The sequence below is a fragment of the Methanofastidiosum sp. genome, assembly GCA_013178285.1.
In the GTDB taxonomy this organism is placed as follows: Archaea; Methanobacteriota_B; Thermococci; order Methanofastidiosales; family Methanofastidiosaceae; genus Methanofastidiosum.
Genome location: JABLXD010000005.1, coordinates 1 through 21,623 on the forward strand (window position 1 = coordinate 1; position 21,623 = coordinate 21,623).

At 34.3% G+C, this 21,623-nt stretch carries 28 protein-coding genes, 2 tRNA genes and 1 other RNA gene; 17 read left to right on the plus strand and 14 right to left on the minus strand.

Going from position 1 to position 21,623, the window contains the following annotated elements; translation table 11 throughout:
* Positions 1 to 112: 112 nt before the first annotated feature.
* Positions 113 to 601, minus strand: a complete 489-nt coding sequence (locus tag HPY60_02955; GenBank protein ID NPV50144.1) for a hypothetical protein — start codon at positions 599 to 601, stop codon at positions 113 to 115.
* 57 nt (positions 602 to 658) lie between these two features.
* Positions 659 to 731: transfer RNA gene (locus tag HPY60_02960), tRNA-Gln, on the minus strand.
* Between the two features lie 75 nt (positions 732 to 806).
* On the opposite strand from HPY60_02960, the gene HPY60_02965 reads away from it, so the two are divergent.
* Together HPY60_02965 and HPY60_02970 are read left to right on the plus strand one after the other, a co-directional pair.
* Positions 807 to 1,226: a translation initiation factor IF-2 subunit beta gene (locus tag HPY60_02965; GenBank protein NPV50145.1), complete on the plus strand. Its 420-nt coding sequence runs from the start codon at positions 807 to 809 to the stop codon at positions 1,224 to 1,226.
* A 99-nt stretch (positions 1,227 to 1,325) separates the two neighbouring features.
* The gene (locus tag HPY60_02970; protein NPV50146.1) at positions 1,326 to 2,255 is read left to right on the plus strand and encodes a hypothetical protein; all 930 of its coding nucleotides are present in this window, start codon (positions 1,326 to 1,328) and stop codon (positions 2,253 to 2,255) included.
* A gap of 14 nt (positions 2,256 to 2,269) precedes the next feature.
* Here HPY60_02970 and HPY60_02975 read toward each other — a convergent pair whose 3' ends face one another.
* Positions 2,270 to 3,463, minus strand: coding sequence for an NTP transferase domain-containing protein (locus HPY60_02975; GenBank protein ID NPV50147.1), 1,194 nt, complete (start codon positions 3,461 to 3,463; stop codon positions 2,270 to 2,272).
* Positions 3,464 to 3,490: 27 nt separating this feature from the next.
* Between HPY60_02975 and HPY60_02980 the strand changes: the two genes are divergently transcribed.
* Genes HPY60_02980 through HPY60_02990 form a run of 3 tightly spaced genes read left to right on the plus strand, consistent with a single transcriptional unit; the run spans position 3,491 to position 5,766 of the window.
* Positions 3,491 to 4,096, plus strand: a complete 606-nt coding sequence (locus tag HPY60_02980; protein ID NPV50148.1) for a TIGR00296 family protein — start codon at positions 3,491 to 3,493, stop codon at positions 4,094 to 4,096.
* Positions 4,097 to 4,100: 4 nt separating this feature from the next.
* Positions 4,101 to 4,952 (plus strand): diadenylate cyclase, encoded by an 852-nt coding sequence (locus HPY60_02985; GenBank protein NPV50149.1) that lies wholly within the window; start codon positions 4,101 to 4,103, stop codon positions 4,950 to 4,952.
* A 1-nt stretch (position 4,953) separates the two neighbouring features.
* Positions 4,954 to 5,766 carry a mechanosensitive ion channel gene (locus HPY60_02990; protein NPV50150.1) on the plus strand — a complete coding sequence of 271 codons (813 nt, stop codon included), beginning with the start codon at positions 4,954 to 4,956 and terminating at the stop codon, positions 5,764 to 5,766.
* 103 nt (positions 5,767 to 5,869) lie between these two features.
* Here the strand turns inward: HPY60_02990 and HPY60_02995 are convergent, their stop codons facing one another.
* The 4 genes from HPY60_02995 to ffs all read right to left on the minus strand — a co-directional run bounded on the left by HPY60_02995 (position 5,870) and on the right by ffs (position 7,487).
* Positions 5,870 to 6,352, minus strand: a complete 483-nt coding sequence (locus tag HPY60_02995; protein ID NPV50151.1) for a hypothetical protein — start codon at positions 6,350 to 6,352, stop codon at positions 5,870 to 5,872.
* Positions 6,353 to 6,454: 102 nt separating this feature from the next.
* Positions 6,455 to 6,940 (minus strand): hypothetical protein, encoded by a 486-nt coding sequence (locus tag HPY60_03000; GenBank protein ID NPV50152.1) that lies wholly within the window; start codon positions 6,938 to 6,940, stop codon positions 6,455 to 6,457.
* A 114-nt stretch (positions 6,941 to 7,054) separates the two neighbouring features.
* Positions 7,055 to 7,139, minus strand: a tRNA-Ser gene (locus HPY60_03005).
* 36 nt (positions 7,140 to 7,175) lie between these two features.
* An RNA gene (ffs, locus tag HPY60_03010) (signal recognition particle sRNA) lies at positions 7,176 to 7,487 on the minus strand.
* Between the two features lie 84 nt (positions 7,488 to 7,571).
* On the opposite strand from ffs, the gene HPY60_03015 reads away from it, so the two are divergent.
* Entirely contained in the window at positions 7,572 to 8,435 is an 864-nt protein-coding gene (locus tag HPY60_03015; GenBank protein NPV50153.1) for an EamA family transporter, read from the plus strand.
* On the opposite strand, the gene HPY60_03020 is transcribed toward HPY60_03015, so the two are convergent.
* On the minus strand, positions 8,427 to 9,569 hold the full coding sequence (locus HPY60_03020; GenBank protein NPV50154.1) for a pyridoxal phosphate-dependent aminotransferase: 1,143 nt from the start codon (positions 9,567 to 9,569) through the stop codon (positions 8,427 to 8,429). The two genes, HPY60_03015 and HPY60_03020, sit on opposite strands and share 9 nt — an antisense overlap.
* Positions 9,570 to 9,676: 107 nt before the next feature.
* Here HPY60_03020 and HPY60_03025 point away from each other — a divergent pair, with 107 nt between their 5' ends.
* The 5 genes from HPY60_03025 to cas4 are packed head-to-tail and all read left to right on the plus strand — an operon-like array spanning position 9,677 to position 13,737.
* Entirely contained in the window at positions 9,677 to 9,856 is a 180-nt protein-coding gene (locus tag HPY60_03025) for a hypothetical protein (GenBank protein NPV50155.1), read from the plus strand.
* Entirely contained in the window at positions 9,853 to 10,980 is a 1,128-nt protein-coding gene (gene pscS / locus HPY60_03030) for an O-phospho-L-seryl-tRNA:Cys-tRNA synthase (GenBank protein ID NPV50156.1), read from the plus strand. Before HPY60_03025 ends, pscS begins: the two co-directional genes overlap by 4 nt.
* On the plus strand, positions 10,981 to 12,084 hold the full coding sequence (thiI, locus tag HPY60_03035; protein ID NPV50157.1) for a tRNA 4-thiouridine(8) synthase ThiI: 1,104 nt from the start codon (positions 10,981 to 10,983) through the stop codon (positions 12,082 to 12,084).
* Positions 12,075 to 12,917, plus strand: coding sequence for a UbiA family prenyltransferase (locus HPY60_03040; GenBank protein ID NPV50158.1), 843 nt, complete (start codon positions 12,075 to 12,077; stop codon positions 12,915 to 12,917). Before thiI ends, HPY60_03040 begins: the two co-directional genes overlap by 10 nt.
* A 13-nt stretch (positions 12,918 to 12,930) precedes the next feature.
* On the plus strand, positions 12,931 to 13,737 hold the full coding sequence (cas4, locus tag HPY60_03045; GenBank protein ID NPV50159.1) for a CRISPR-associated protein Cas4: 807 nt from the start codon (positions 12,931 to 12,933) through the stop codon (positions 13,735 to 13,737).
* Here the strand turns inward: cas4 and HPY60_03050 are convergent.
* The 6 genes from HPY60_03050 to cobO all read right to left on the minus strand — a co-directional run bounded on the left by HPY60_03050 (position 13,734) and on the right by cobO (position 16,779).
* Positions 13,734 to 14,309 carry a hypothetical protein gene (locus HPY60_03050; protein NPV50160.1) on the minus strand — a complete coding sequence of 192 codons (576 nt, stop codon included), beginning with the start codon at positions 14,307 to 14,309 and terminating at the stop codon, positions 13,734 to 13,736. The genes cas4 and HPY60_03050 overlap by 4 nt on opposite strands.
* 48 nt (positions 14,310 to 14,357) lie before the next feature.
* Positions 14,358 to 14,657, minus strand: coding sequence for a hypothetical protein (locus HPY60_03055; protein ID NPV50161.1), 300 nt, complete (start codon positions 14,655 to 14,657; stop codon positions 14,358 to 14,360).
* Between the two features lie 44 nt (positions 14,658 to 14,701).
* Positions 14,702 to 15,046 carry a response regulator gene (locus HPY60_03060; GenBank protein ID NPV50162.1) on the minus strand — a complete coding sequence of 115 codons (345 nt, stop codon included), beginning with the start codon at positions 15,044 to 15,046 and terminating at the stop codon, positions 14,702 to 14,704.
* Positions 15,047 to 15,055: 9 nt separating this feature from the next.
* Complete coding sequence (locus HPY60_03065) at positions 15,056 to 15,388, minus strand: hypothetical protein (GenBank protein ID NPV50163.1); 333 nt, start codon at positions 15,386 to 15,388, stop codon at positions 15,056 to 15,058.
* An 87-nt stretch (positions 15,389 to 15,475) separates the two neighbouring features.
* Positions 15,476 to 16,201, minus strand: coding sequence for a hypothetical protein (locus HPY60_03070; protein NPV50164.1), 726 nt, complete (start codon positions 16,199 to 16,201; stop codon positions 15,476 to 15,478).
* Between the two features lie 59 nt (positions 16,202 to 16,260).
* A complete protein-coding gene (cobO, locus tag HPY60_03075; protein ID NPV50165.1) occupies positions 16,261 to 16,779 on the minus strand; it encodes a cob(I)yrinic acid a,c-diamide adenosyltransferase in 519 nt (172 codons plus the stop codon).
* Between the two features lie 118 nt (positions 16,780 to 16,897).
* On the opposite strand from cobO, the gene HPY60_03080 reads away from it, so the two are divergent.
* The 6 genes from HPY60_03080 (at position 16,898) to HPY60_03105 (ending at position 21,622) form a co-directional block, all read left to right on the plus strand.
* Complete coding sequence (locus HPY60_03080) at positions 16,898 to 17,800, plus strand: ABC transporter ATP-binding protein (GenBank protein NPV50166.1); 903 nt, start codon at positions 16,898 to 16,900, stop codon at positions 17,798 to 17,800.
* Positions 17,793 to 19,559 carry an ABC transporter permease gene (locus HPY60_03085; protein NPV50167.1) on the plus strand — a complete coding sequence of 589 codons (1,767 nt, stop codon included), beginning with the start codon at positions 17,793 to 17,795 and terminating at the stop codon, positions 19,557 to 19,559. Before HPY60_03080 ends, HPY60_03085 begins: the two co-directional genes overlap by 8 nt.
* Positions 19,556 to 20,635 (plus strand): ABC transporter permease, encoded by a 1,080-nt coding sequence (locus tag HPY60_03090; GenBank protein ID NPV50168.1) that lies wholly within the window; start codon positions 19,556 to 19,558, stop codon positions 20,633 to 20,635. The genes HPY60_03085 and HPY60_03090 overlap by 4 nt, the downstream gene beginning before the upstream one ends.
* Before the next feature lie 87 nt (positions 20,636 to 20,722).
* Positions 20,723 to 21,052, plus strand: coding sequence for a hypothetical protein (locus HPY60_03095; protein ID NPV50169.1), 330 nt, complete (start codon positions 20,723 to 20,725; stop codon positions 21,050 to 21,052).
* 8 nt (positions 21,053 to 21,060) lie between these two features.
* Positions 21,061 to 21,396: a phage holin family protein gene (locus HPY60_03100; protein NPV50170.1), complete on the plus strand. Its 336-nt coding sequence runs from the start codon at positions 21,061 to 21,063 to the stop codon at positions 21,394 to 21,396.
* Positions 21,365 to 21,622, plus strand: a complete 258-nt coding sequence (locus HPY60_03105) for a hypothetical protein (GenBank protein ID NPV50171.1) — start codon at positions 21,365 to 21,367, stop codon at positions 21,620 to 21,622. Before HPY60_03100 ends, HPY60_03105 begins: the two co-directional genes overlap by 32 nt.
* Position 21,623 lies beyond the last annotated feature (1 nt).

Genomic DNA, 21,623 nt, shown 5'->3' on the forward strand with positions numbered 1-21,623 from the left:
ATAACAGAGAGGAAGTAAACAGTGTACATTGATATCAGAGTAGGTATGAAAAGTTTTTTGTTTTCATTGCAAAATCCAAATGATATGGCAAGAGTCTGCCCCACTCCTGTTTTCATCTGTTGCAACACCTTACTTTGACAACGTATCTTTCTGTCCCCGATGGCATATTTACACTAACGCTGAAGGGGAACTTTTCCCCATATCTTAGTTCCCCAACGCCCAAATTATAGGATTCCTGAGCAATTATGTCACCTTTATTATTGAAGAAGAAAATATACAATTTTACACAATCGATTCTTGGATTCTTATAGCTTGCATCCCCGTAATTGTAAACATTTCCCTCGATGTAAATCCTGTTGCCATCGATTCTTTGGCGATAGTCAGTTATCTGCATAGGGCACGCTATTGACCCAGATAGTGTTTCTCCAGTGGACTTTGGGATTTTCTCCTCAATCTTTGGATCTTGAGTTTCAGTAAAGTCCTGGCTTCTCCAGTCCTGCAACACGTCTTTTGCTGTCTGCCCTTTATCTTGAGAGTTACACCCTGCAAAGGCAGATACAAATGAAATTATAATGACTAAGCCAAATAACTTTCTAAACATTTTATCCCAATATTTTAAAGGAACTTTATTATATAAATTTATTGAGAAAGAAAGTGATAGCCGGGAACGGATTCGAACCGTTGTCGCAGGGACCAAAACCCCGCAGGATTGACCGCTACCCTACCCGGCTGGTAATAATAGAAAATCTGATTTCCGATTTAAAACTTTCGGTAACTTTATAAATCGTAAAAATCATTTTCCAAATATGGGAGATGAAAAAACAGACTACGAATCACTTCTAAATCGGGCTGAAGAGCTATTGCCAAAAAACGTCTTTGAAACAAGCAGATTTGAAATTCCTAGAGTAGATTCATTTATAATGGGGAACAGAACAATAGTAAAAAATTTCAGAGAAATCGCCTCAGTTCTTAATAGGGATGTCGATGCATTCTTGAAATATATCTTAAGAGAGCTTGCAACAGCAGGAAATATGAGCGGTCAAGAAGCTATTTTCCAAGGGAAGTTTTCATCTTCAGTTATAAATGAAAAAATTGAGAAGTATGCTAAGGAGTCTGTAATATGTACAGAATGCAACAGGCCAGACACCAGAATTATTAGAGAAGACAGGATTACTTTTCTTCAATGTGAGGCTTGTGGTGCCCGTTACCCTATAAAACACGCATAATTACTTTATTTTATCTAATATTTAGGGAAATTTTTAATTGTTTCCGATAAATATAAATAGGTATTCTATTAATAAATATTAATTTCAATGGTGATAACTATGGCAAAAAGAACTGATTTTATTGTTTTGGGCCTTATTCTTCTAATTGTAGCGGGGGGCTTATTTTATTACACAACTATACCTTTGCAAAGAACGGTAACTACACAAGAATACGTCACAAAGGAAAGGATTGAGATACGAGAGAGGATCGTTCCACAGGAGAAACTTGTTAAGAGAACTAGGGAAGTTATAGTCTATACAAATTCTACAATAATTGATTCTTCAAAAGACTTTGAACCTAATGAGTACATAACGCTTGGTGAACCACTATTAAAACCAAACGATAGGATTAGATACATAATTACTACAGACCAAAACAAGAGAGATATCGAGCGTTGGTTTGAATTTAAAATAGTGGATAGTAGAAATTACGAACTTTGGTTATCACAACAAGCTTACAATGCCTATTATGATGCACCAATTGGAACTATTGAGTTGAATAGTTTTTGGACTGTTCCAGCAAGTGCAGGGATACAGCAATACAGAATAATACTTTCAAATAGACTTTTTGCCTATTCAAAAAGAATAGAGTACACTATAATAAAGCAGGAGTCTTCTACCACAAGACAAGAGTACCTTGAGACTGTTATAGAAAATGTAACTGAAACATACGAAGAGAAGATACCTTACCAGGAACTTGAGACCGTCACAAAGCAAGAAACTTACTGGCACGATGAGTATAGGCCGGTAGCATATATCTTGGGCGGATTTGGCCTTATAGGTATAGTGGTAGGATTCTTAACTCATGCACAAAGAGAAAAAATCAAGAGAATTCCAGGCGTTAAACAAATAACAAGAACTACTAGAGAACAAGGAGTACTTCCTAAATGCCCACGCTGTGGTTCAAAAGTCGTTCCAACACATATAATAGAAGACAGAAAAAAAATCTACAAGTGCACATACTGTAATCATCTTTTTGAACTAGAATAAAAAATATTTATTTTTTATATAGAGCCTGATTCAATCTTCTGGCCAGGCTTTATCATCATATTGTCATTTATCTTTACATTTCTTCCTACTATTGAACCTAGCTGCTTCCTGTTTGAATCCACAAGCGCTCCTTTTATCTCAACTTTTATAGTATCCTTAGATTTGCTTTCAAAATTAACATTTCTTCCTATTTCTGAATTTTCCCCAATTATAGAAAAAGAAACAATAGAGTTGTCTCCTATTTTTACACCTTCCATTATGACTGAAGTTTCAATGACGCAGTTTTTTCCGATTACAACATTTTTTCTAATAACTGAAGAATTTATCTTTGAATTATCGCTGATTTTAACATTACTGGATATTAAACAGGGTGAAATAATTTCTGAAGAACCAATAGTTGAAAAAGAATCGATGTGGACAGGAGAGCCTATCTTTGAGTCAGGCGAAATCTTTGAATCTTGTGATAAATAATCCTTAAGAGTTTCCAGAAAGAACATATTTGCATCTATTAGGTCCCAAGGCCTTCCAATGTCAAGCCATTTTCCACCCAAAGGCATCCATTTGACCTTCTTTCCATCTTGCATCATCATCTTGAGGGAATCGGTGAGCTCATATTCCCCTCGTGAGGATAATTTTGTTTTATTTATGTATGAAAAAGCTTCTTTTTTAAAACAATATATCCCAGTATTTATCAAATTAGAAGGTGGATTATCAGATTTTTCATAGATTCCAGATACTTCGTCTCCATTGACTGTAACACTTCCAAAGAACTCAGGTGTTTCACTCTCTGTTAATGCCATCATTGCGACAGATTCAGATGATTCAAATCTAGATAAAAGCGAAACAATGAAACTCTCTTTAAATAGGAGATCCCCATAGACACATATAAAATCAGAGTTTACATATTCAGATGCGATCATTAAAGCATGCCCAGTCCCAAGGCGCTCCTTCTGTTCAATGAAACTTACCTGAAGACCAATATTATTATTTTTTATGTAATCTTTGATTATCTCGGCTTTGTGCCCAACAATTATTGATACCTTTTCTATACCGGATGATTTGAATATTCTTAATATATTCCCAAGTATAGTTGTATCCCCTAATGGCAACATTGGTTTTGGTATTTCGTCAGTTAGTGGGGAGAGTCTAACTCCTTTTCCTGCGGCAAGTATTACAGCTTCTATTAAATCACCATATGCAAAAACTATTTATATTGACTTAAATAATTATCTTTAATGTATAATTTAGAGGAAGGGAAGAAGCTTGTATTTCTCGCAAGGAAAAATATTGAATCCTACCTTGAAAAAAGAAAAAATATAGAAATACAAGACATCCCTGAATCATTTAAAAAAAATTGTGGGGTGTTTGTTACACTTCACACTTACCCAAAATACAGTTTACGAGGGTGTATAGGATATCCAGAACCGGTGCTTCCCCTAATAGATGCCCTCCTTGATGCATCAGTTTCCTCAGCTACCAGAGATCCACGATTCCAAAAAGTCAGACCTGATGAACTTAAGAACTTAGTTATTGAAGTCACAGTTCTAACACCTCCAGAGCTAGTAAAAGTCGAAGATGTAATGGAGTATCCACCTAAAATTGAAGTTGGAAAAGACGGCCTTATAGTTGAATTAGGATTTAGGAAAGGTTTACTCCTTCCACAGGTGCCAGTGGAAGAAAAGTGGAACAGTGAAGAGTTTCTATCCCATGCATGCATAAAGGCTGGACTACCATTGGATTGCTGGATGGATAATCGCACAAAAATATACAAATTCCAAGGCCAGATATTTTCAGAAATAAGGCCAGAAGGGGATATAATAGAAAAAAATTTCATGGAGTAAATATATGGAAATCGATCCTTTTATTCGGGCAGGAATATCACTATTCCAGGACATAAATGCAGATGCTGTTCTAGTTGAAATTGACTCTATAAAAGATATGGAAAGGCTTCAAGGATTTATTTCTTCTAGAGAAGTAAATCTATTTGGGGTTTCTTCCAATGAAAAAATAAAGAAAAAATTTGAAAACATAATCTTTGTTCCGGGGATATTGAAGAAGATTACGACAAGGCTAGAGTTTGCTATTTCTGCCGCCCTAATGCAAGACCTGCTAAAAAATGAGGATAAGATTGTCTATATAGGAAGGCTCGATAGCGAATCTTATAATTTTATAATAACAAGGAAAACAAATCAGATAAATGCCAAGGGTATCTATGAGTTGTTTTTCTCTCTAAAGAATGTTAAAACTGATGTTATTTATTCCGTTCTTTCAATTGCAGTCCAATTAGGCAGAAAAGGTAAAGAAGGAAAACCAATTGGGACTTCTTTTATTATTGGGGACTGTGGAAATGTCATGCAGAAATCCTCTCAGATAACTTACAATCCATTTGAAAGGAGTTATGTAACAATTAATGACACAGGAGTCCAGAATATGATAAAAGAATTTTCAAGACTTGATGGGGCTTTTATTATATCTGGCGATGGAAAGCTACTGGCAGCTTCAAGATACCTCGAGGCTGGGAAAGATGGTATCTCCCTCCCAAAGGGGCTTGGGGCGAGGCACCTATCCGCTGCATGGATGACAAAGGTCACAGATGCTGTTGCAATAGTCCTTGCAGAATCGGACAATATGATTCGTATATTCAAAAATGGTGAGTTAGTCTGGGAAGTTGACCCTGATGAGGTAAAGGTTGATTAAAATGAATCTTGACTTAATATTCCTTGAAATTAGATTATTTTTTGATTCATTATTCTCTGCATTTTCACAGATTTTGCCCAGAATATTTTTTGCAATCCTAATCCTTGTAGCCGGATTCTTTATTGGAAAAGGTCTTGCTAGATTGACTGAAGCCATAATGAAAAAAATGGGTATTGAAAGAGCTCTTAAAAAAACTGAAGCTGAAAAGATTACAGAAAGGGTAGGATTCAAAATATTAAAGAGTGTTGAGGTCTTTATTAGTTGGATTGTATACATAATTGCAATATTCTTGGCTTTTGAAGTCCTAAATTTGCCAGGTATCAGCAACTCCATAGGTATATTCATTAATTATGTCCCCAATATCTTGATAGCTTTTTTTGTAGTTATAATTGGGCTTGTTGTAGCAGATAAGATTGCCATATTTGTAGAAAAGGTATTTGAGGATACAAATATCCCAAAATATTGGTTCTTTGGCAAAGGTATAAGATATTTTATTTACATACTTGTAGGGACGATGGCCTTAACACAGCTAAAAGTCAGCACGGGGATTCTTGTAATAACAATAACAATAATAATGGCTTTATGGTCGGTAATAACAATAATTGGATTAAAGAATATTATACCAAATCTTTTTTCTGGGATTTTTATTGTTTTTTATAGGCAGATAAATGTTGGGGATACTATTAAAATTGAGGACATGGAAGGCATAGTTGAAGAAGTTTCTTTGATATATACAAAAATCAAGAGAGAAGATGGAAGGTATTTACTTATCCCTAATTCAAAGATTTTGGATAATGTAATAACAAAGGATTAGCAATCTATCTAGACTTATTTATGTCTGTGGATATTTTAGAGTTCGATGTATTTAAGATTTGTCTTAAGTTGAAATTAAAAAAAGTTTGTAATAAAAAAATAAATTAATCTGTGTTACCCAGTCCAAGTATCTTCATGAACTTAAGCATTGGAAGTGCTCTTGGAAATATTTTGACTGTAGTTTCTTCGTTACAACATTGGGTATTTTTGAAAACTAATGTGCCAGGACTAACTGCCTTCAAAGTTACTATATACTTATTTTGTCCGAGATCTTGTACACCTATCACCTCAATAGGAGACCCCACTGGAAATGGAAACTGAGGAGGGCCAGTAATCAGAGTAGACCATGTAGTTTGAACATCACAAGGACTCTCAAAACCTACTCCTTCTAAACAGAAAAAACATCCATAAGTTACTGAAACAGTAAATGTTTCTCCAACTCTAACTGACGTTCTACTTATATTAAAATTTTCTGAATCACAACAATCAGGAGAAGAAGGAGGAGTGGGTAAGGCCATAGTTTGAGCAACACCAAATACACTTGCTACAAATATTAAGGATATCAAAATAACAAATATTTTCTTCATAGTTAACACCATTATAATTACCTAAAAATAAATCATCATAAATATATAAACATTTGCCTAAGTTGAAATAGAAAAAAGTGTTGAAATAAAAATAATAATTATTTATTCTTTGTTTTTGTTCTTCTCAAGTATCTTCATGAACTTTAGCATTGGATATTCTTTTGGAGTTATTGTGACTGTTTTATGGCAATCACAAGTTATATCACATACTTGGCAAGTAAATCCACTGCAATCCAACCCGAAAAAAACTGTGCCTGGTCTAATGGCCCTAAGTGTAATCTCCTCCAAATACATACCGTTTACCTGAATAGAGAATGGTTGTCCATCATTCTCAATACTGTAACGTAGAGCTCCAGTTTCATCATAAATATTTATGTGTGTTAATTCAAAAAGACTATCGTCAGGGATATACAACATACCACAAAACATCCGAAAGGAAACAGTGAATGTTTCTCCAACATGAACTGAAGTTCTGCTGACTTCAAAGTTCTCTGGAGTACAACAATCAAGTTGAGCCATCGTTTGAGTAACACCAAATAGACTTACTACAAATAGCAAAGACACAATTATGGCAAATATTTTCTTCATTGAAACCACCATTATAGTAATATAAAAAAGATTCTAATCTTATTAAGTGTTACGGATTTTGGCCTTAAAAGTACAAGAGGTACTGAGATAAAGAAAAGCTCCATTCATCTAAAGCGCCGAGGTAGGGATTTGAACCCTAGATCTCACAAGGAGAACGGGATTAGCAATCCCGCGCCGTACCAAGCTGGGCCACCTCGGCTTAAAATAAATGATTTAATTTTGTTTTTAAATTTATGGATAGTGACCCGCCTGGAAATGGGCAGAATAGACTACAAGGGAGGGATTCCCCCGTACTCGACCCTGCTACCCTACAAGCATTAAACGTCCTCCCTACCGTTGCTCCCTTCCGGGCCTGGCGGGGTTCGAAAGGTGAAGGGTTTGTCCATCTCTTCCAAAATGGACTGATCCGCCGCCAATCCTGTAGGACATGGCTTCAACGTCGTAGGGTTTCCACCATGTAGATATCCAACTGCTTTCCAGGCTTCGGCCCCTCTTAAGACGGCTTGAGGTAACAGGAGGCGCCTAACCTCCCGGCCTAGTCTAATCCACATTTAATCAAATATATAAAAAGCTTACGAAAGAACAAAGGATATATAAAACGTTTGAAGGATTTTTGTTATCGGAGATATCTATGAAAACTGAAGGCATCGCTGTTTTATCTATTTCCTCTGCTTTGTATGGATTTTCAATTATCCTTGTGAAGATGGCCTTAAATCAAGGATACACGTCATATAGCCTTGTATCTTCTAGATCTCTTTTGTCAATACCAATGATGATTCTGGCAATATTTTTATTAAAAGATAAAGTCAACTATGAAACTCCATTACCGAAAAGGGATCTAACTATCCTTGGAGTAATTGGAAGTGGCACTGCTATGATGACTCTTTACATTGGGCAAGCATACACACTTGCAATAAATGCAGGATTCATATTTAGATTTGTCTTTATATTTACTGCCTTGTTTTCACATTTCTTGCTGAAGGATAAAATTCAAAAGAGCCAATATTCATCAATGGCCATAATGTTTATTGGAATGTATCTTATATCGACAGATGGGAAAGCCTTGAATCCCCACTGGGGGGATATCCTAGTTCTTCTAGCGTCCATGCAGGTGGGCTTCACTAACGTCTTGGCAAAAATTACTATGAAAAAAGTAAACTCGTATATGATTTCAGCTATAAGAATTTTCATTGGCTCTCTTTTTACCGTTTTAATAGTTTCAGCATTATTTGGAATCGATACTCTTTCTCCTATACTATCAATTCCTTACACAGTTCTTGCCTTAGCCTTGCTAGAAATCATATTTATTTTTCTTTACTATAGGGGCATCGAAATTGAAGGCCCATTGACTGCAACATTATTCTTCTTAATGGGTGCCCTAGTATCGGCATTGCTTTCATACATCATATTAGGGGAAAAACTTTCATTAGTAGGTTGGACTGGTGGCTTATTGATAATGGTAGGGGCATATATATTAATAAAAAAATCAAAATGATTTTAATGCCTTTTCCATTCTGATTAATGCTTCTTCAATCTTTGCATAGTCTGTTGCAAAAGAGCATCTAATAAATCCTTCTCCCCTATCACCAAAAGCATCTCCTGGAACAACTACAACTTTAGCATTGTCAAGCATGAAGTCAGAAAATTCCCTTGAAGTCATACCTGTCTCAGTTATATTAGCAAAACAGTAGAATGTTCCCTTTGGATTTATACAAGAAACTCCTGGAAGTTTGTTTAGCCCTTCTACGATAAGATTTCTTCTCCTCTCATACTCTTTGACCATATCAGAAACACATTGTTGAGAAGATGTAAGTGCAGTGTATGTTCCTTCAAGAGCAGGAGTATTCAAGCATGAAACTGCATATTGATGTATCCTAAGCATTGGGGTAAGCATCTCTTTTTCAGCAGCTACAAATCCAACTCTCCATCCAGTCATTGCATAGTTCTTTGAAAATGAGTTTGTTATAATGGTTTTATCATAATAGTTCAAAAAGCAGTCAGGTTTGTAACCATCAAATACTATTTCTTCATAAGTATCGTCAGATAACAGATAGAGATTATGATCTTCACAGATGTCAGTTATCATCTTATAATCGCTCTTTTCAAGGACCCCTCCAGTTGGATTTGATGGGTAATTCAAAACTAGCATCTTTGTCTTTTGATTGACTCTATCAAGTATGTCGTCTTGAGAAGGTCTAAAGCTATTCTCTTCGTATAATGGGAACCTTACAGGTATTGATTCTGACATGTATGCATCGTTTTCATAGCATAAAAATATAGGGTCTGGAATCAAGACTTCATCACCTTTGTTTAGTAGTGCCATGAATGCAAGATATACCGCTTCGTATGCTCCCGCAGTCATAAGAATATTTTGTGGATGAACTTCTGCAGAAAATAATCTCATATATCTATCAGAAATTGCTTTTCTAACCTTAAACATTCCCTGATTTTCAGTATAGTGAGTAAATCCCTGATCTAAGGCTTTTTTTGCAGCTTCCTTTATATGGATGGGAGTATCAAAATCCGGTTCACCTATACCAAGGCTTATAACATTTTCAATCTTTTTCGCTCTTTCTGAGAGCTCTCTAATTTTTGAGGGGATAACAAGTTTTACTCTCTCTGCTACCATTATAATCACTATCTTAGAAAAACTCTATTTTATTTTAAAGATTTCTATTAGAGTAAGTACTAATGGAGAAGGGCAATACTTAAATAAAATTATAATAAATGAATCTCATGGAAGATGTGGTTGAAAAAACTTTTGATATGGCGTTTTTAATAGAAGATTTGAGGGAAATCTGGAGAAAAACAGCCCCTTTTCATAAATTAAGTGAAGAAGAAAAAGAACAAGACTTGAATATTATTGAGGGTATTAAAAAGAACTGCGATTTAATTTCAGATAGGGTGTCCAAATGAACATTGGAAAACTTGAATTAAGGGACAGAGAAGAATCGTTTATTAATCTAAATCCTCTACAAACTGGGGGAAGGACAACTGCTGATGCAAGAAAAATAATTATCTCATATATTGACGGATACTCAATCTGTGATTGGTGTAAAGGCGCCCTGCATATTACTACTGAGCCAGATATCGCTGGATTTTTAGGGGAAGTTTCGGACTTTTTGGGCATGGATTACGTTCTACCTACAAATGGCTGTAGAGAGGCAAAGTATGGGGTGATGCATTCTATTTCAACTGGTGGCAGTATACTCTGTGATGGGAACATGCACTATAGTTCCGAAGTTGCTGCAGAAAGAGCAGGATTAAAAATATATAAAGTACCCAATAGTGGAGAACCTGAATTTAAGATAAATCCAGAAGGTTACTCAGAAGGCTTTGAGTTAATCAAAAAAGAAACTGGCAAATATCCTGAGCTCGCATTATTGACTCATGTAGATGGGGAATATGGAAATTTAGTCGACGCGAAAGAAGTTGGAAAGATTTGTAATGATTATTCTGTTCCTTTTTTACTTAATACCGCATATTCCTCTGGGAGAATGGAAATTGATGGAAAGAAAATCGGTGCAGATTTTATCGCATGCTCTGGCCACAAATCTTGGGCCGCCGGTGGTGGAAACATAGGCATACTTGCAGTAAAAGAAGGGTGGCAGGACAAAGTGTTTAAGCCTGGGACAAACTGGAAGTCAAAACCACTAGAAATCCTTGGGTGTTCTACAAGGGGAGCTTCACTTATGGCTTTGATGGCATCTTTTCCGCATGTTAAGGAGAGAGTAAAGAATTGGGATGAAGAAGTAAAGAAAGCAAGATACCTTGTAAACGAGCTAGAAAAAATTGATATAAAACAACTTGGTGAAAAACCTAAAAATCATGATTTAATAAAATTAGACACTCCAGTTTATGATAACATTGCAAAGACTCACAAGAAAAAAGGGTACTTCCTTTACTATGAATTAAAGGATAGGGGAATAATAGGGATGAAACCTGGTAGAACAAGAAAGTTTAAGATATCAACATATGGCCTTTCCTGGGAACAAGTGGGTTATGTTGCCGAAAGCTTCCTCGAGATAGGAGGGGGCTAAGTGGAGGGCTGTGTCCTTGTTAGGTATGGAGAGATAGCCTTAAAGTCTGATCAAACAAGGAAATGGTGGAATAAGACTCTCTTGGAAAACATGAAGGATTGCCTAGAAAAAAATCATATAGCCTACTCTTCAATAAATATTGTACTAGGAAGATTTATTGTATATACTGAGGATACCTATAATGCGTCTATTGCTTTAAAAAATGTATTTGGCATTACTTCTCTTTCTCCTGCTATCAAGATTGAGGCAGATTTTGAAATGATTAAAGAGAGGGCCTTAGAGTTATCAAGAAACAAAGGAAAAAAATTTAGAGTTAGTGCCAGAAGGATAACTAAAGAATTCTCAATGACTTCAAATGAGGTAAATGAAGTTTTAGGTGCTTTCCTAAAAGAAAATCTAAATCTTGAGGTTAGTCTTTCAAACTATGATTTTGAAATTGGAATAGAATTTCATGAAAATTATGCTTATCTTTTTACTGAAAGAATTGAAGCTTTTGGAGGCCTTCCAATTGGGGTTCAGGGTGAGGCGATATGTCTTGTGTCAAGCGGTATTGATTCCCCTGTTGCAGCATGGTTAATGATGAAAAGAGGGTGCAAGGTAGACCTCATGCATTTTAAGATTACAGAGGAAGGATATCAAAAATATCTGAAAATAAAAGAGAATCTTCAGAAATTTTCATATGGCCACGAAATTAAAGACTATATAGTTGATGGGATACCCTATCTTTCAAACACAAAGCAAAAACTTTGTGAAAAGGGAAAAGAGAAGTGGGTATGTATTTTCTGTAAGAAGAGGTTCCTCCAAGAAGCAGAGAAGTTATGTAATGAAAAAGGATATCTTGCAATAATTACTGGAGAGAATCTGGGCCAAGTTGCGTCCCAAACTTTAAAAAATCTAGCACTCCTCGATTCAACTGTTAAAGTGCCCGTATTAAGGCCACTCTTAACCTACGATAAAAATGAGATAGTTGAGATGGCAAGGGCAATTAATACTTATATAATATCAAAGGAAAAAGAGCCTAAGTGCCCTTTCACGCCTAACTATCCTATGACTTCAGGGAACATAGAAGAACTTGAGAGTATTGAGAGGATGCTATGGGATTGAAAGAATTTGTTGAAATAACAAGGCCTTCAAATGCACTATTTTCTGGTGTTGCTGTTTTAATAGGTGCACTTGTTGCAGGGGGAGGGATACAAGACATATCTAAGATTATTTTAGTATTCTTCGTTGCAATATTTGCATGTAGTGGTGGAAATACTATAAATGATTATTTTGACTATGAGATAGATAAAATAAATGCTCCAAAGAGAGTCCTGCCAAGAGGGGCCATGAGCTTAAAGACAGCGTATAGTTTTTCAATTTTTTCTTTTATTGTCTCGTGTATTCTAGCATTTATGGTAAGTCTTTTGGCATTCTCGATATGTGTTGCAGCTTGCATCTTGATGTATCTATACGCAATGACTTTTAAGAAAAAGCCTTTTTCGGGGAATCTGCTTGTTTCATTTCTTACATCAATAACTTTTATTTATGGCGGAACAGCAGTTGGAAGTTACAAAGGAGTATTAATACTTGCTCTTGTTTCATTTTTTGCTATGGTTTCAAGAGAAGTTGTAAAGGATATAGAGGATCTCGAAGGGGACGTAAAAAAAGGTGCAAAAACTCTTCCGGCAATAATAGGAGAATCTAAATCATTCAATCTGGCTTTTGTTTTTCTCTTAATTGCGGCTTTTCTATTATATATCCCATTTATTAGCGGTCTTTATGGATATATTTATCTCGGAATTGTAACGCCTGTGGTAGTTTATGTTTTATACATACTTTTTGATATTCTAAAGAGCAAGGAAAGTCCTGGCAAGATACAAAGAAATATTAAGAAGGCCATGTACCTAGTCCTACTTATATTCCTTCTAAGTGCCATTATTTATCGCGTAATGTAATGTGGGGCAAACTATGATTTACGTTACAGATCTTACCGAATACTTATTTTGTCCATATAAGCTATATTTAAAAAAAATCAAAGGACTTCCCCTAACTCAAACTTCCGAGATGCTCACTGGAACTATAATTCACAAAATCTACGAAGAAGTGTTGTCTAGAGAGAAAATAATAATTGAACAGAGAATAGATGAAAATATGGGTATCGATGAAATCTTCAAGATACTCTATGCAGATTCAAAGAGAGTCATCAAAAACATCATGATAAAAAATAAATCAAAACTAAAAGAAACTGGCGTTGACTACCTAGAACTTATTAAAGAGCTCCAAGAAGAATTAAAGGAGGATGAACTCCTTAAGTCCATTAGAATCAAAAAATATATGGGGCTTTATGGAAAAGACTCAAACCTCTACAAAAATCTATTCATGCTGAAGGACATGGAGTATTCTGTATCCTCAAATGAATTGGGATTATGTGGAAAAATTGACAAACTTGAAGAAGATTCTGAAGGAAATCTGTTTCCTGTGGAACTTAAAACAGGCCTGTTTTCAAATGGTATGAGAAAACATGAGAAATTGCAGGTATCAGCTTATGCTCTCCTCTTAGAGAAAGAAAGAGGCATTAAGATTCCATTAGGTTTTTTAGAGTACTACCAAGTCAAACAGCGGATTCCTTTTCTTATAAAAGAAGAAGATAAAAAAGAGGTATTAGATATACTATCAAAAGTAAAAGAAATTCTTGAAGAAGAGATAGAGCCCAAGAAAGAAAAAAAGAATTTTTGCAAAAGATGCGGGTACAATGAATTTTGTTGGAATAGCTAACTGTAACTCTTTTTTATATTTGAAAATTCATGGTCATTGAAACTATTGAGTATTGTAACTTTTTGAGCTTTTATTGCCTTGATATATTTATTAAATAAATCTTCTTCACCATTCCCCTCAATGAAAAGCTTTGAAGGGATATCTACAAGTATCTTATTGTCTACAATAGATATTGCATGAAGTATTTCCATGCCATCTTTATCTATATCTACAATATATACGTAAGAGGAGTGCCCTTTACAAATTGCCATTGAAGTATAAAGAATTGCAAAGTCTTCACAATCCCCCCCTCCAAAATCTATTGTTTCGTCAGGATAGAAAATAATATCTGGAAAGTTCTGCAGAGTTACTGAATCTCTAAGTTTAACTTCAAGCCACTTGTCATTTTTTAAATCATAGGCTTTGATGTTTGTCCATTCTTGGGTTCCTTCTGAAGTTCTAGTAAAAGGATCATAATAATAATAGAAATTATCAATTATATAGTTATATGAATTTAGAAGATAGTTTCCTTGAGGGATCTCTTGATTTATTTTAGATATTCCTTCGGAATCGGGAGTGATAAATTTTCCCATATTTCTCTGATCCTCCACTATATTTCGCTCTATTCTATCGGAGTATCTCTATAAAATCAGTGAAGATCTTTTTTGAGAATTAATGAAAAGTTTTTGGTATACGAGTAATTGCTCATTTTCTTCTTGGGTTGTGGAGAGGAGTTTTTCTAAGTCCTGAATTTTTTCAGTGTATTGATCAACCTGGACATCAGTTGCATTCTGAGTCAATACAGGAGGGATCGGAGGTCCCGTGGAGTAATAATCGGTGAAAAAAACATTATCAATAACTATAAATAAGGCAATAAAAATAACTGGAATTATAAACCATTTTTTTGGAGTTTTCTTTTTTTGTGTTTTTTCAATAGCCATTGATAGTAAATTGTAAGTAATATATTTAAGAGTTGTTATTGCACTTATTTTTTGGCATATTTGTTAATTAAGTCATTTAATTCGGATATTTTAAACGGTTTTCTTATTACATCCTTAGCTCCAACTTCTAGAGCTTTAGGTCCAAGGTAACCATATGCCGTAATGGCAACAATTCTTGCGTCTGGATCGATTTTCAATATTTCTTTTGTAACGTCAAGACCGTCTTTTTTTGGTAATTTTAGATCCATAAGGACTATATCCGGTTTATGCTTTATGTACATCTCAAGTGCTTCATCTCCATCCTTAGCAAGGAGAAGTTCATAGCCTAGGGATATTTTGTAAAAATCCAAAAGCTCCAAATAATCTTCAGCTATTAATACCTTCACCATTTTGATACCTCATGTGATTTCATTATACATTCTTTCCATATTATCAAGGGTTTTTTTCAAGAAAATTAATTGTTCCCTCTCTTTTGGTGGCAGATTTTCAGCCTTTAACGAGTCAGCCACACCCATTACTATTGTCAAAGGGTTTCTAAAGTAATCAATTACATTTCTTATACGATATGACATATATTCAAGAATCACTGCTGCAACTAAAAAGGCTATAATTGATCCCCTGACCATGTAAAAAGATCTGTCCCCGAGAAAGAAATAGGAAATACCTACTAGCAATATTGCTAATATTGAAATCAGGTACCCTCCTATTTTGATACTGAAAATCTTTTTCATGGTCTAAGTATAATATGCTGCAATATATAAAAGCATTGCTATTGAAACAATTAAATTCTAACTTGTTAATAATATTTTCTTATTAATTCAAATTAAGGCCATTACTACCCTAAGCATGATATCCCCAAAAAAGACGGCTATAAAATAACCAAAAGTAATCGGTACAACAAATGGAAGTCCGGGAGTTGCCCAAAGATTTCCTATTCCTTTTTCATTAAGTTCCTCTTTATATTTTGCAACGTCAAAATCAAGGTCTCCTATAAAAAGTTTTATCAATCTTTTTCCTTCTTTAAATTCTTCTAGGGGGTAAAACTTCTCAGAAAGATTCTCCGTTTTAATCCTATAGCCGACTAACATTGCAATTATTTTTTTAATCTTTCCTGAATCGTATTCTTTTGGAGAATCTCCCCTAAAGATATTATAAAATAATATCACAATAGGAAGAAGAATACTTAGTATAAGTGCATTATCAAATACTGACATAGGAAATAGGCCAAATGCATATTCTTTCCCAGGAAGAGCGGGTAGAAGAGCTCCAATGCCCATTAATATCTTCCCATCACCCCCTCCAAATAAACCCAAATAGAATAATATTAGGGCAAGTCCAAACATTAGTAAAAATACCCCGCCAGTGATTAACAAAGGTCTAAATGATTGGAATGTAAAAGATAAATAAATTGCATGGACTAATCCAACAATTGCAAGTATAATCCAATGCCACTCTTCAATTTCTCGCTTTTTAATATCAAGGTAAGAAGCATGAAAAAGGATAATTCCCCCAAAAATTATCTTTAGAATAGTTAAGTAATCCATAAAAAAAGTATTCTATTTGAATTTAAAAGGTTTTGATTAGTTGGCATAGCTAGAAGTGGCTAATATTCAATCCCTTCTCTTGCAGCAATCCCTTTTTGGTATGGATGTTTTACTTCAATTATTTCTGAAACTAAATCTGCAATTTCTATCAACTCTTTTGGTGCGTACCTTCCCGTTAGTATGACCTCCACACCCTCGGGTTTATTTTTAAGTATATCAATTACCTTCTCCAAATCTATTAATTTAAAATGCAAGGCAATATTTATTTCATCGAGAATTACGAGATCATATTTTAAGCTATAAATGGTCTCTCTAGAAAATTCCAATGCTTCTTTAGCTAGATTAATATCCTCTTTACTTGGATTTTTAAAATTAACAAATTTTGGGGTTCCAAATGATGCTATATCTATGTTCTCTATTTTTTCTATTGCAAAATGCTCCCCATATGAGTTTCCTTGTTTCATGAACTGTACTACAATAGATTTAAGGCCGCGCCCGGATGCCCTTAAAGCAAGCCCAAAAGCAGCCGTGCTTTTTCCCTTGCCATTTCCTGTGTATACTTCAATTAAACCCTTCATGAATATCTATTGAGTTTATATTTAATAGTTTAAAAATTAAACTATAACTAAATTTATTGAGAATTCCTTAATTAAAAGCAAAGACGTTTAAATAGAAAAAGTATCCTAATCTTTCTTAATGATAGAGTTTCTTGATGTTTCAAAATTCTTTGGTGATCATAAAGCCCTAGACAATGCTACAATCAGAATAGAGGATGGAACGACAATAGGAATAGTTGGCCCAAATGGTGCAGGAAAGACAACTTTGATTAGACTTCTCTGCGGTATTTTAAAGCCGTCCAAAGGCCAGATATTAATTGACGGAAAAGATCTTCAAAAACATTCGGCCGAAATCAAAAAAATAATAGGATATCTACCAGAAGAGCCAAATCTATACGAAAGGCCAAAAGCAGGCGAACTTTTAGAATATTTTGGATTATTGTATGGAGTTCCTAGAGCTAAAGTCAGCCAAAGAGTTGATGAATTATTGAACTTAGTTGGGTTGTCCGATAGGAAGGATTGGCGAGTATCTTCTTTTTCCAAAGGTATGCGCCAAAGGCTTGCAATTTCAAGAGCCTTGATACACGACCCAAGAATAATTGTTTTTGATGAGCCTACAATGGGGTTAGACCCTCTTACCTCCAGAAAAATAAGGGATTTTATAATGGCCCTAAAAAAAGAGAAGACAATTATTTTATGTACGCACTATATGTACGAAGCAGAACAGCTATGCGATAAGATTGCAATTATCGACAAAGGAAAAATAAAAGCTTATGACACTGTTGAAAATTTAAAGAATATTTACATAAAAGAAAAGACCTTTAAGATTGGCCTTAAAAATATAAAAAAGAATATTCTTGATAAAATATCTCAAGATGAAAATCTTAAGATAGAGAAATCTGGGGATAACTACCTTATTGTAAAAGCCCAAAGCTATGAAAATCTAAAATATATTCTAAAAGAAGAAGTAACTTATTTCGAAGATTTAACCCCTTCTCTTGAAGAAGTTTTTATTAAACTAGTTGGTAGCAAAAATGATTGAAAAAATGATAAGATGGGAGCTTTCAAGGCTATTTAGAAATAGAAAATTCAAAATAGCTTTTACCCTACAACTACTTGTAATACTTCTTATAATCCCACTTTTTGGTAGCTACGTGAAGGCTCTAGAGGAGGGAGGATTTTTCAATTTGTCTATTGGTGGTAAAGGTTATTTACCGATAGGCATCTCTTCTGAAAAAAATTCTCTGACGGAAATTATTTCGGAAAACAAACGATTCGATATCTTGTGGCTAGATAAAGAAGAGGGATTAGAACTGTTAGGAAATGGTAGAATATCTGCATTTTTGTTTATAGAAGAAGATTTTGAAGAAAAAATAAGAAGCTATAGATCTTCAGCAGTTGAATTATACCTAAATAATGAAAATCCGAAGAGTGTTTCGGCATATTCTGAATTAAACAGCATACTTCTTGGTTTTAGAGATGGTGCAATAGAAGCTAGAGTGAGAGATCTCTCAATTACAGAACCAACGGTTCAACTTGTTTCCCTATCACCTTCAAACAATTCTCAGACACAGACAAGTCAAAATGTAGAAAACACTACCCAGAAACAAACACCTATTATTCCAACTAACATTCCAGATAGGCCCTCAAATTTCCAAGAACAAATAGAAAGAACAAGGCAATCTTTTGAAAATGAGCGGGGAGGGTATATTGTACTACTAGTTTTACTTTTACCATTATTTTTAAGTGGAGGGATGCTAATTGACTTGCTTATTTCTGAAAAAGAAACTAGGACTGGAGAAATGCTTTTGGCACTTCCAATAAATCGAGAAAAAATATTCTATTCAAAATTTATTTCCATTATGTCAATTATTTTATTTCAACTGGTATTTTGGATTACAGCTCTTTACTTTTTTGGGAGAATTACAAACCCACTCGTTATACTGCCTCTAACTATAACGGCCGTATTACTTCTAAGCATAACGGGGCTCATTGGAGTCTATTCAAAGAACTACAAAGATTCAGCACTAATCGTTACAGTTACATTCATACTCTTATTCTTTCTATTGTTTGGAACGTCTACATTATATGTTGCTGGTTTAAAGGAAGTTGCGGCTATATCTCCTCTTTCACTTGTAATAGCAATTGAAAATGGCACATATTCATTAAAGGAAGCTGCCATTTCAATATTGCCTTCATTTGGATTTTCCATTGGATTAATTTATCTATCTACATTTCTTTACAAAAAGGATGAATTTTATTTTGGCCCTAGACCATCTATATCTGAACTTATCTTTGAATTTGCTGGAAAAATACATATAAAAGGCAGAACATACAGTGCCTATCTAATAGCCTTGATTTTTGGATTTATTGCAATTTTTATTTCAATAATATTTGAAATATTTTTCGGAATTATTACTATCTACTTTTCAGAATCAATATTCGCTATATTAATGCTATGGGCAATTATAGAAGAGTTATCAAAAAGTATAGGCGTATTTTCAGCCACCAAATATTACCCATTGAAATGGCATGAAGGGATGCTTGCAGGTATGACTTCTGGCTTTGGATTTGCTATGCTTGAAAACATTATCTTTACAATCTTTACATTAAATTTATTCCCAGATTATGCAGTAAGAGTATTTATTATGAGAACCTTTCTTTCTGGCGGGATACACATTTTATCGACAGGCATTATAGGGATAGGTATTGCAGAAAGGAAATATATACTTCCTGCTTTTCTAACAGGGATATTAATACACTTAGCATATAACATTACTGTACTAGAGGGAGTATTATGAGAAAAGAAATTATTTACCTTTCAATCAAGGAATTTAAAGATATATTAAGAGAAAAGGTATACATACTTGCATTTATACTCCAGCTTTTCATAGTAATAGGGATAGTATTGATAGGAACATCATATGCTTACATACAGACTTATGTCGATGACCCAACTAGCCAAGGCACATTTTTAGTTTATTCTGAAGTAGAAGGATTCCCCAATTATTTAACTGATGAATCGATCAAAAGTGTTGCTTTAAGAAATAAGAATTTTAGTGGGGCGCTTCCTAGGAATATTGACGGCATAATATGGGCCCAAAATGATAACTCCATTCAGATCCTGTTAAAAAATCAGGCTAACTTTGAAGATTTATCCGATCCCATAAAAAGAGCGTATATAAAAGCAAAATCAAAAGGAGACGTCCAAGATGAAGTTCTAAATCCATTATCTATAAGCATATACCCAAGAGACTACACGTATAATCTTGCAGATCTATTCTTTGTAGAAATAATGCAGACTCTTTTAATCCCGCTTATATTGTTGTTGCCCATATTTCTTTCAATGAACATCTTATCTGATTCTATTGTTGGTGAAAAGGAAAGAAAGACTTTTGAAATATTACTTGCTTCACCCTTAAAAAGAATAGAAATAATTCTTGGTAAGATACTACCTACCTTTTTAATTTCGATTGTTCAGATAATAATTTGGTCACTAGTGTTAAGTGCCAGAGGCATATTTATTTTCAATTTACCTGTACTTTTAGTATTTCTTTCAATAATAATGCTACTCCTATTTTCTATATCCATAGTGTTCTCAAATATATCCTCAAATATTACGGAGTCAAATCTTTTTCTTACTCTTTTCATGATGGTTGTGACACTAATAATGTTTGTACCTATACCTTTGGAAAATCCTGTATTAAAAGAAATACTAAGCTATTCTCCAATTATCCCTCTAATTAAGATTTCTTCTAATCCCTCTTTGGATTTACTTGAAATAGGAAAATACATGAGCGTTTACGCGGGGCTTGCTTTGATTTCTTTATTTATTGCTTTAAAAGGAATTTCTAAAGATGAAAATATTAGATTATAAGAATTAATTTCAAAATATATCAATTACCTAATAAAAAATATAGAATAATTTTATAAAGATTGAAAACACTATTTATTTGGTGATTATTTGAAAGAAGTTAGTGTTGCTGATATTCAGAAGGAAATAGAAAAAGATATTGAAATGGGAAAGAAGATGGTCGATGAGGGAAAGAGACTTTTAGAAGAAGGAAAATACAAGTTAAATGAAAGTAAGTCAAGAATAAGAGAATTAGGAGACGAAGCAGGAATAAAACTTAAAGATTTTGAATCTAAGCATCAAGACGAAATTGATTATGTAGTAAAAGAATCTGAAAAGGCCCTCCAAGAAACAGAAATATTCATTAGAAAATACCCAATGATGAGTGTTTTTGCAGCTTTCGGATTTGGATACCTAATGGGTAAGTTATTGAGAAAGTAAGTGGGACAATGATAGAAACAGTGCCTCTAAATAAGCTCATTGAGTTACTCATTAAATACATTGGAGTCTACATTAAACAGGGCGCTTCTGACGCAATAGAAGAGGCGATAAAGGAACCTATGGCCAAACTTTCAAAGATTCTTTTCCTTACAGTTGGTTCTGCGATATTGGCCTTTTCAGGCTTAGTGGCTCTTTTTATTTCACTAGTATTCTTTTTGAAAAATGTTCTTGGTAGCTATATGATGGCGTTTTTAGTTGTCGGGATAATACTAGTTATTATAGGGGCAATAGTAGGATATGGAGGATATACATATGGAAGAAAGGATAGAAAAGCAAGACATTGAAAAACTATTAAAGGAAATAAAGATGAGAATGGGATCAGAAAATGATATTCTAGAGATTATTGAGAAGCATCCTATACCTGTCCTTCTTGCTGCTTTTGGAGCAGGCGTAATTCTATCTCAAATTGATGATTTAATTATTGAAAAGGTAGAAACAGGTAAAAGTTGTCCTGCTATTGATGGCATTATGAAACTTGGGCTTCCTTTAATAATGAAAAAATTTATTTGAT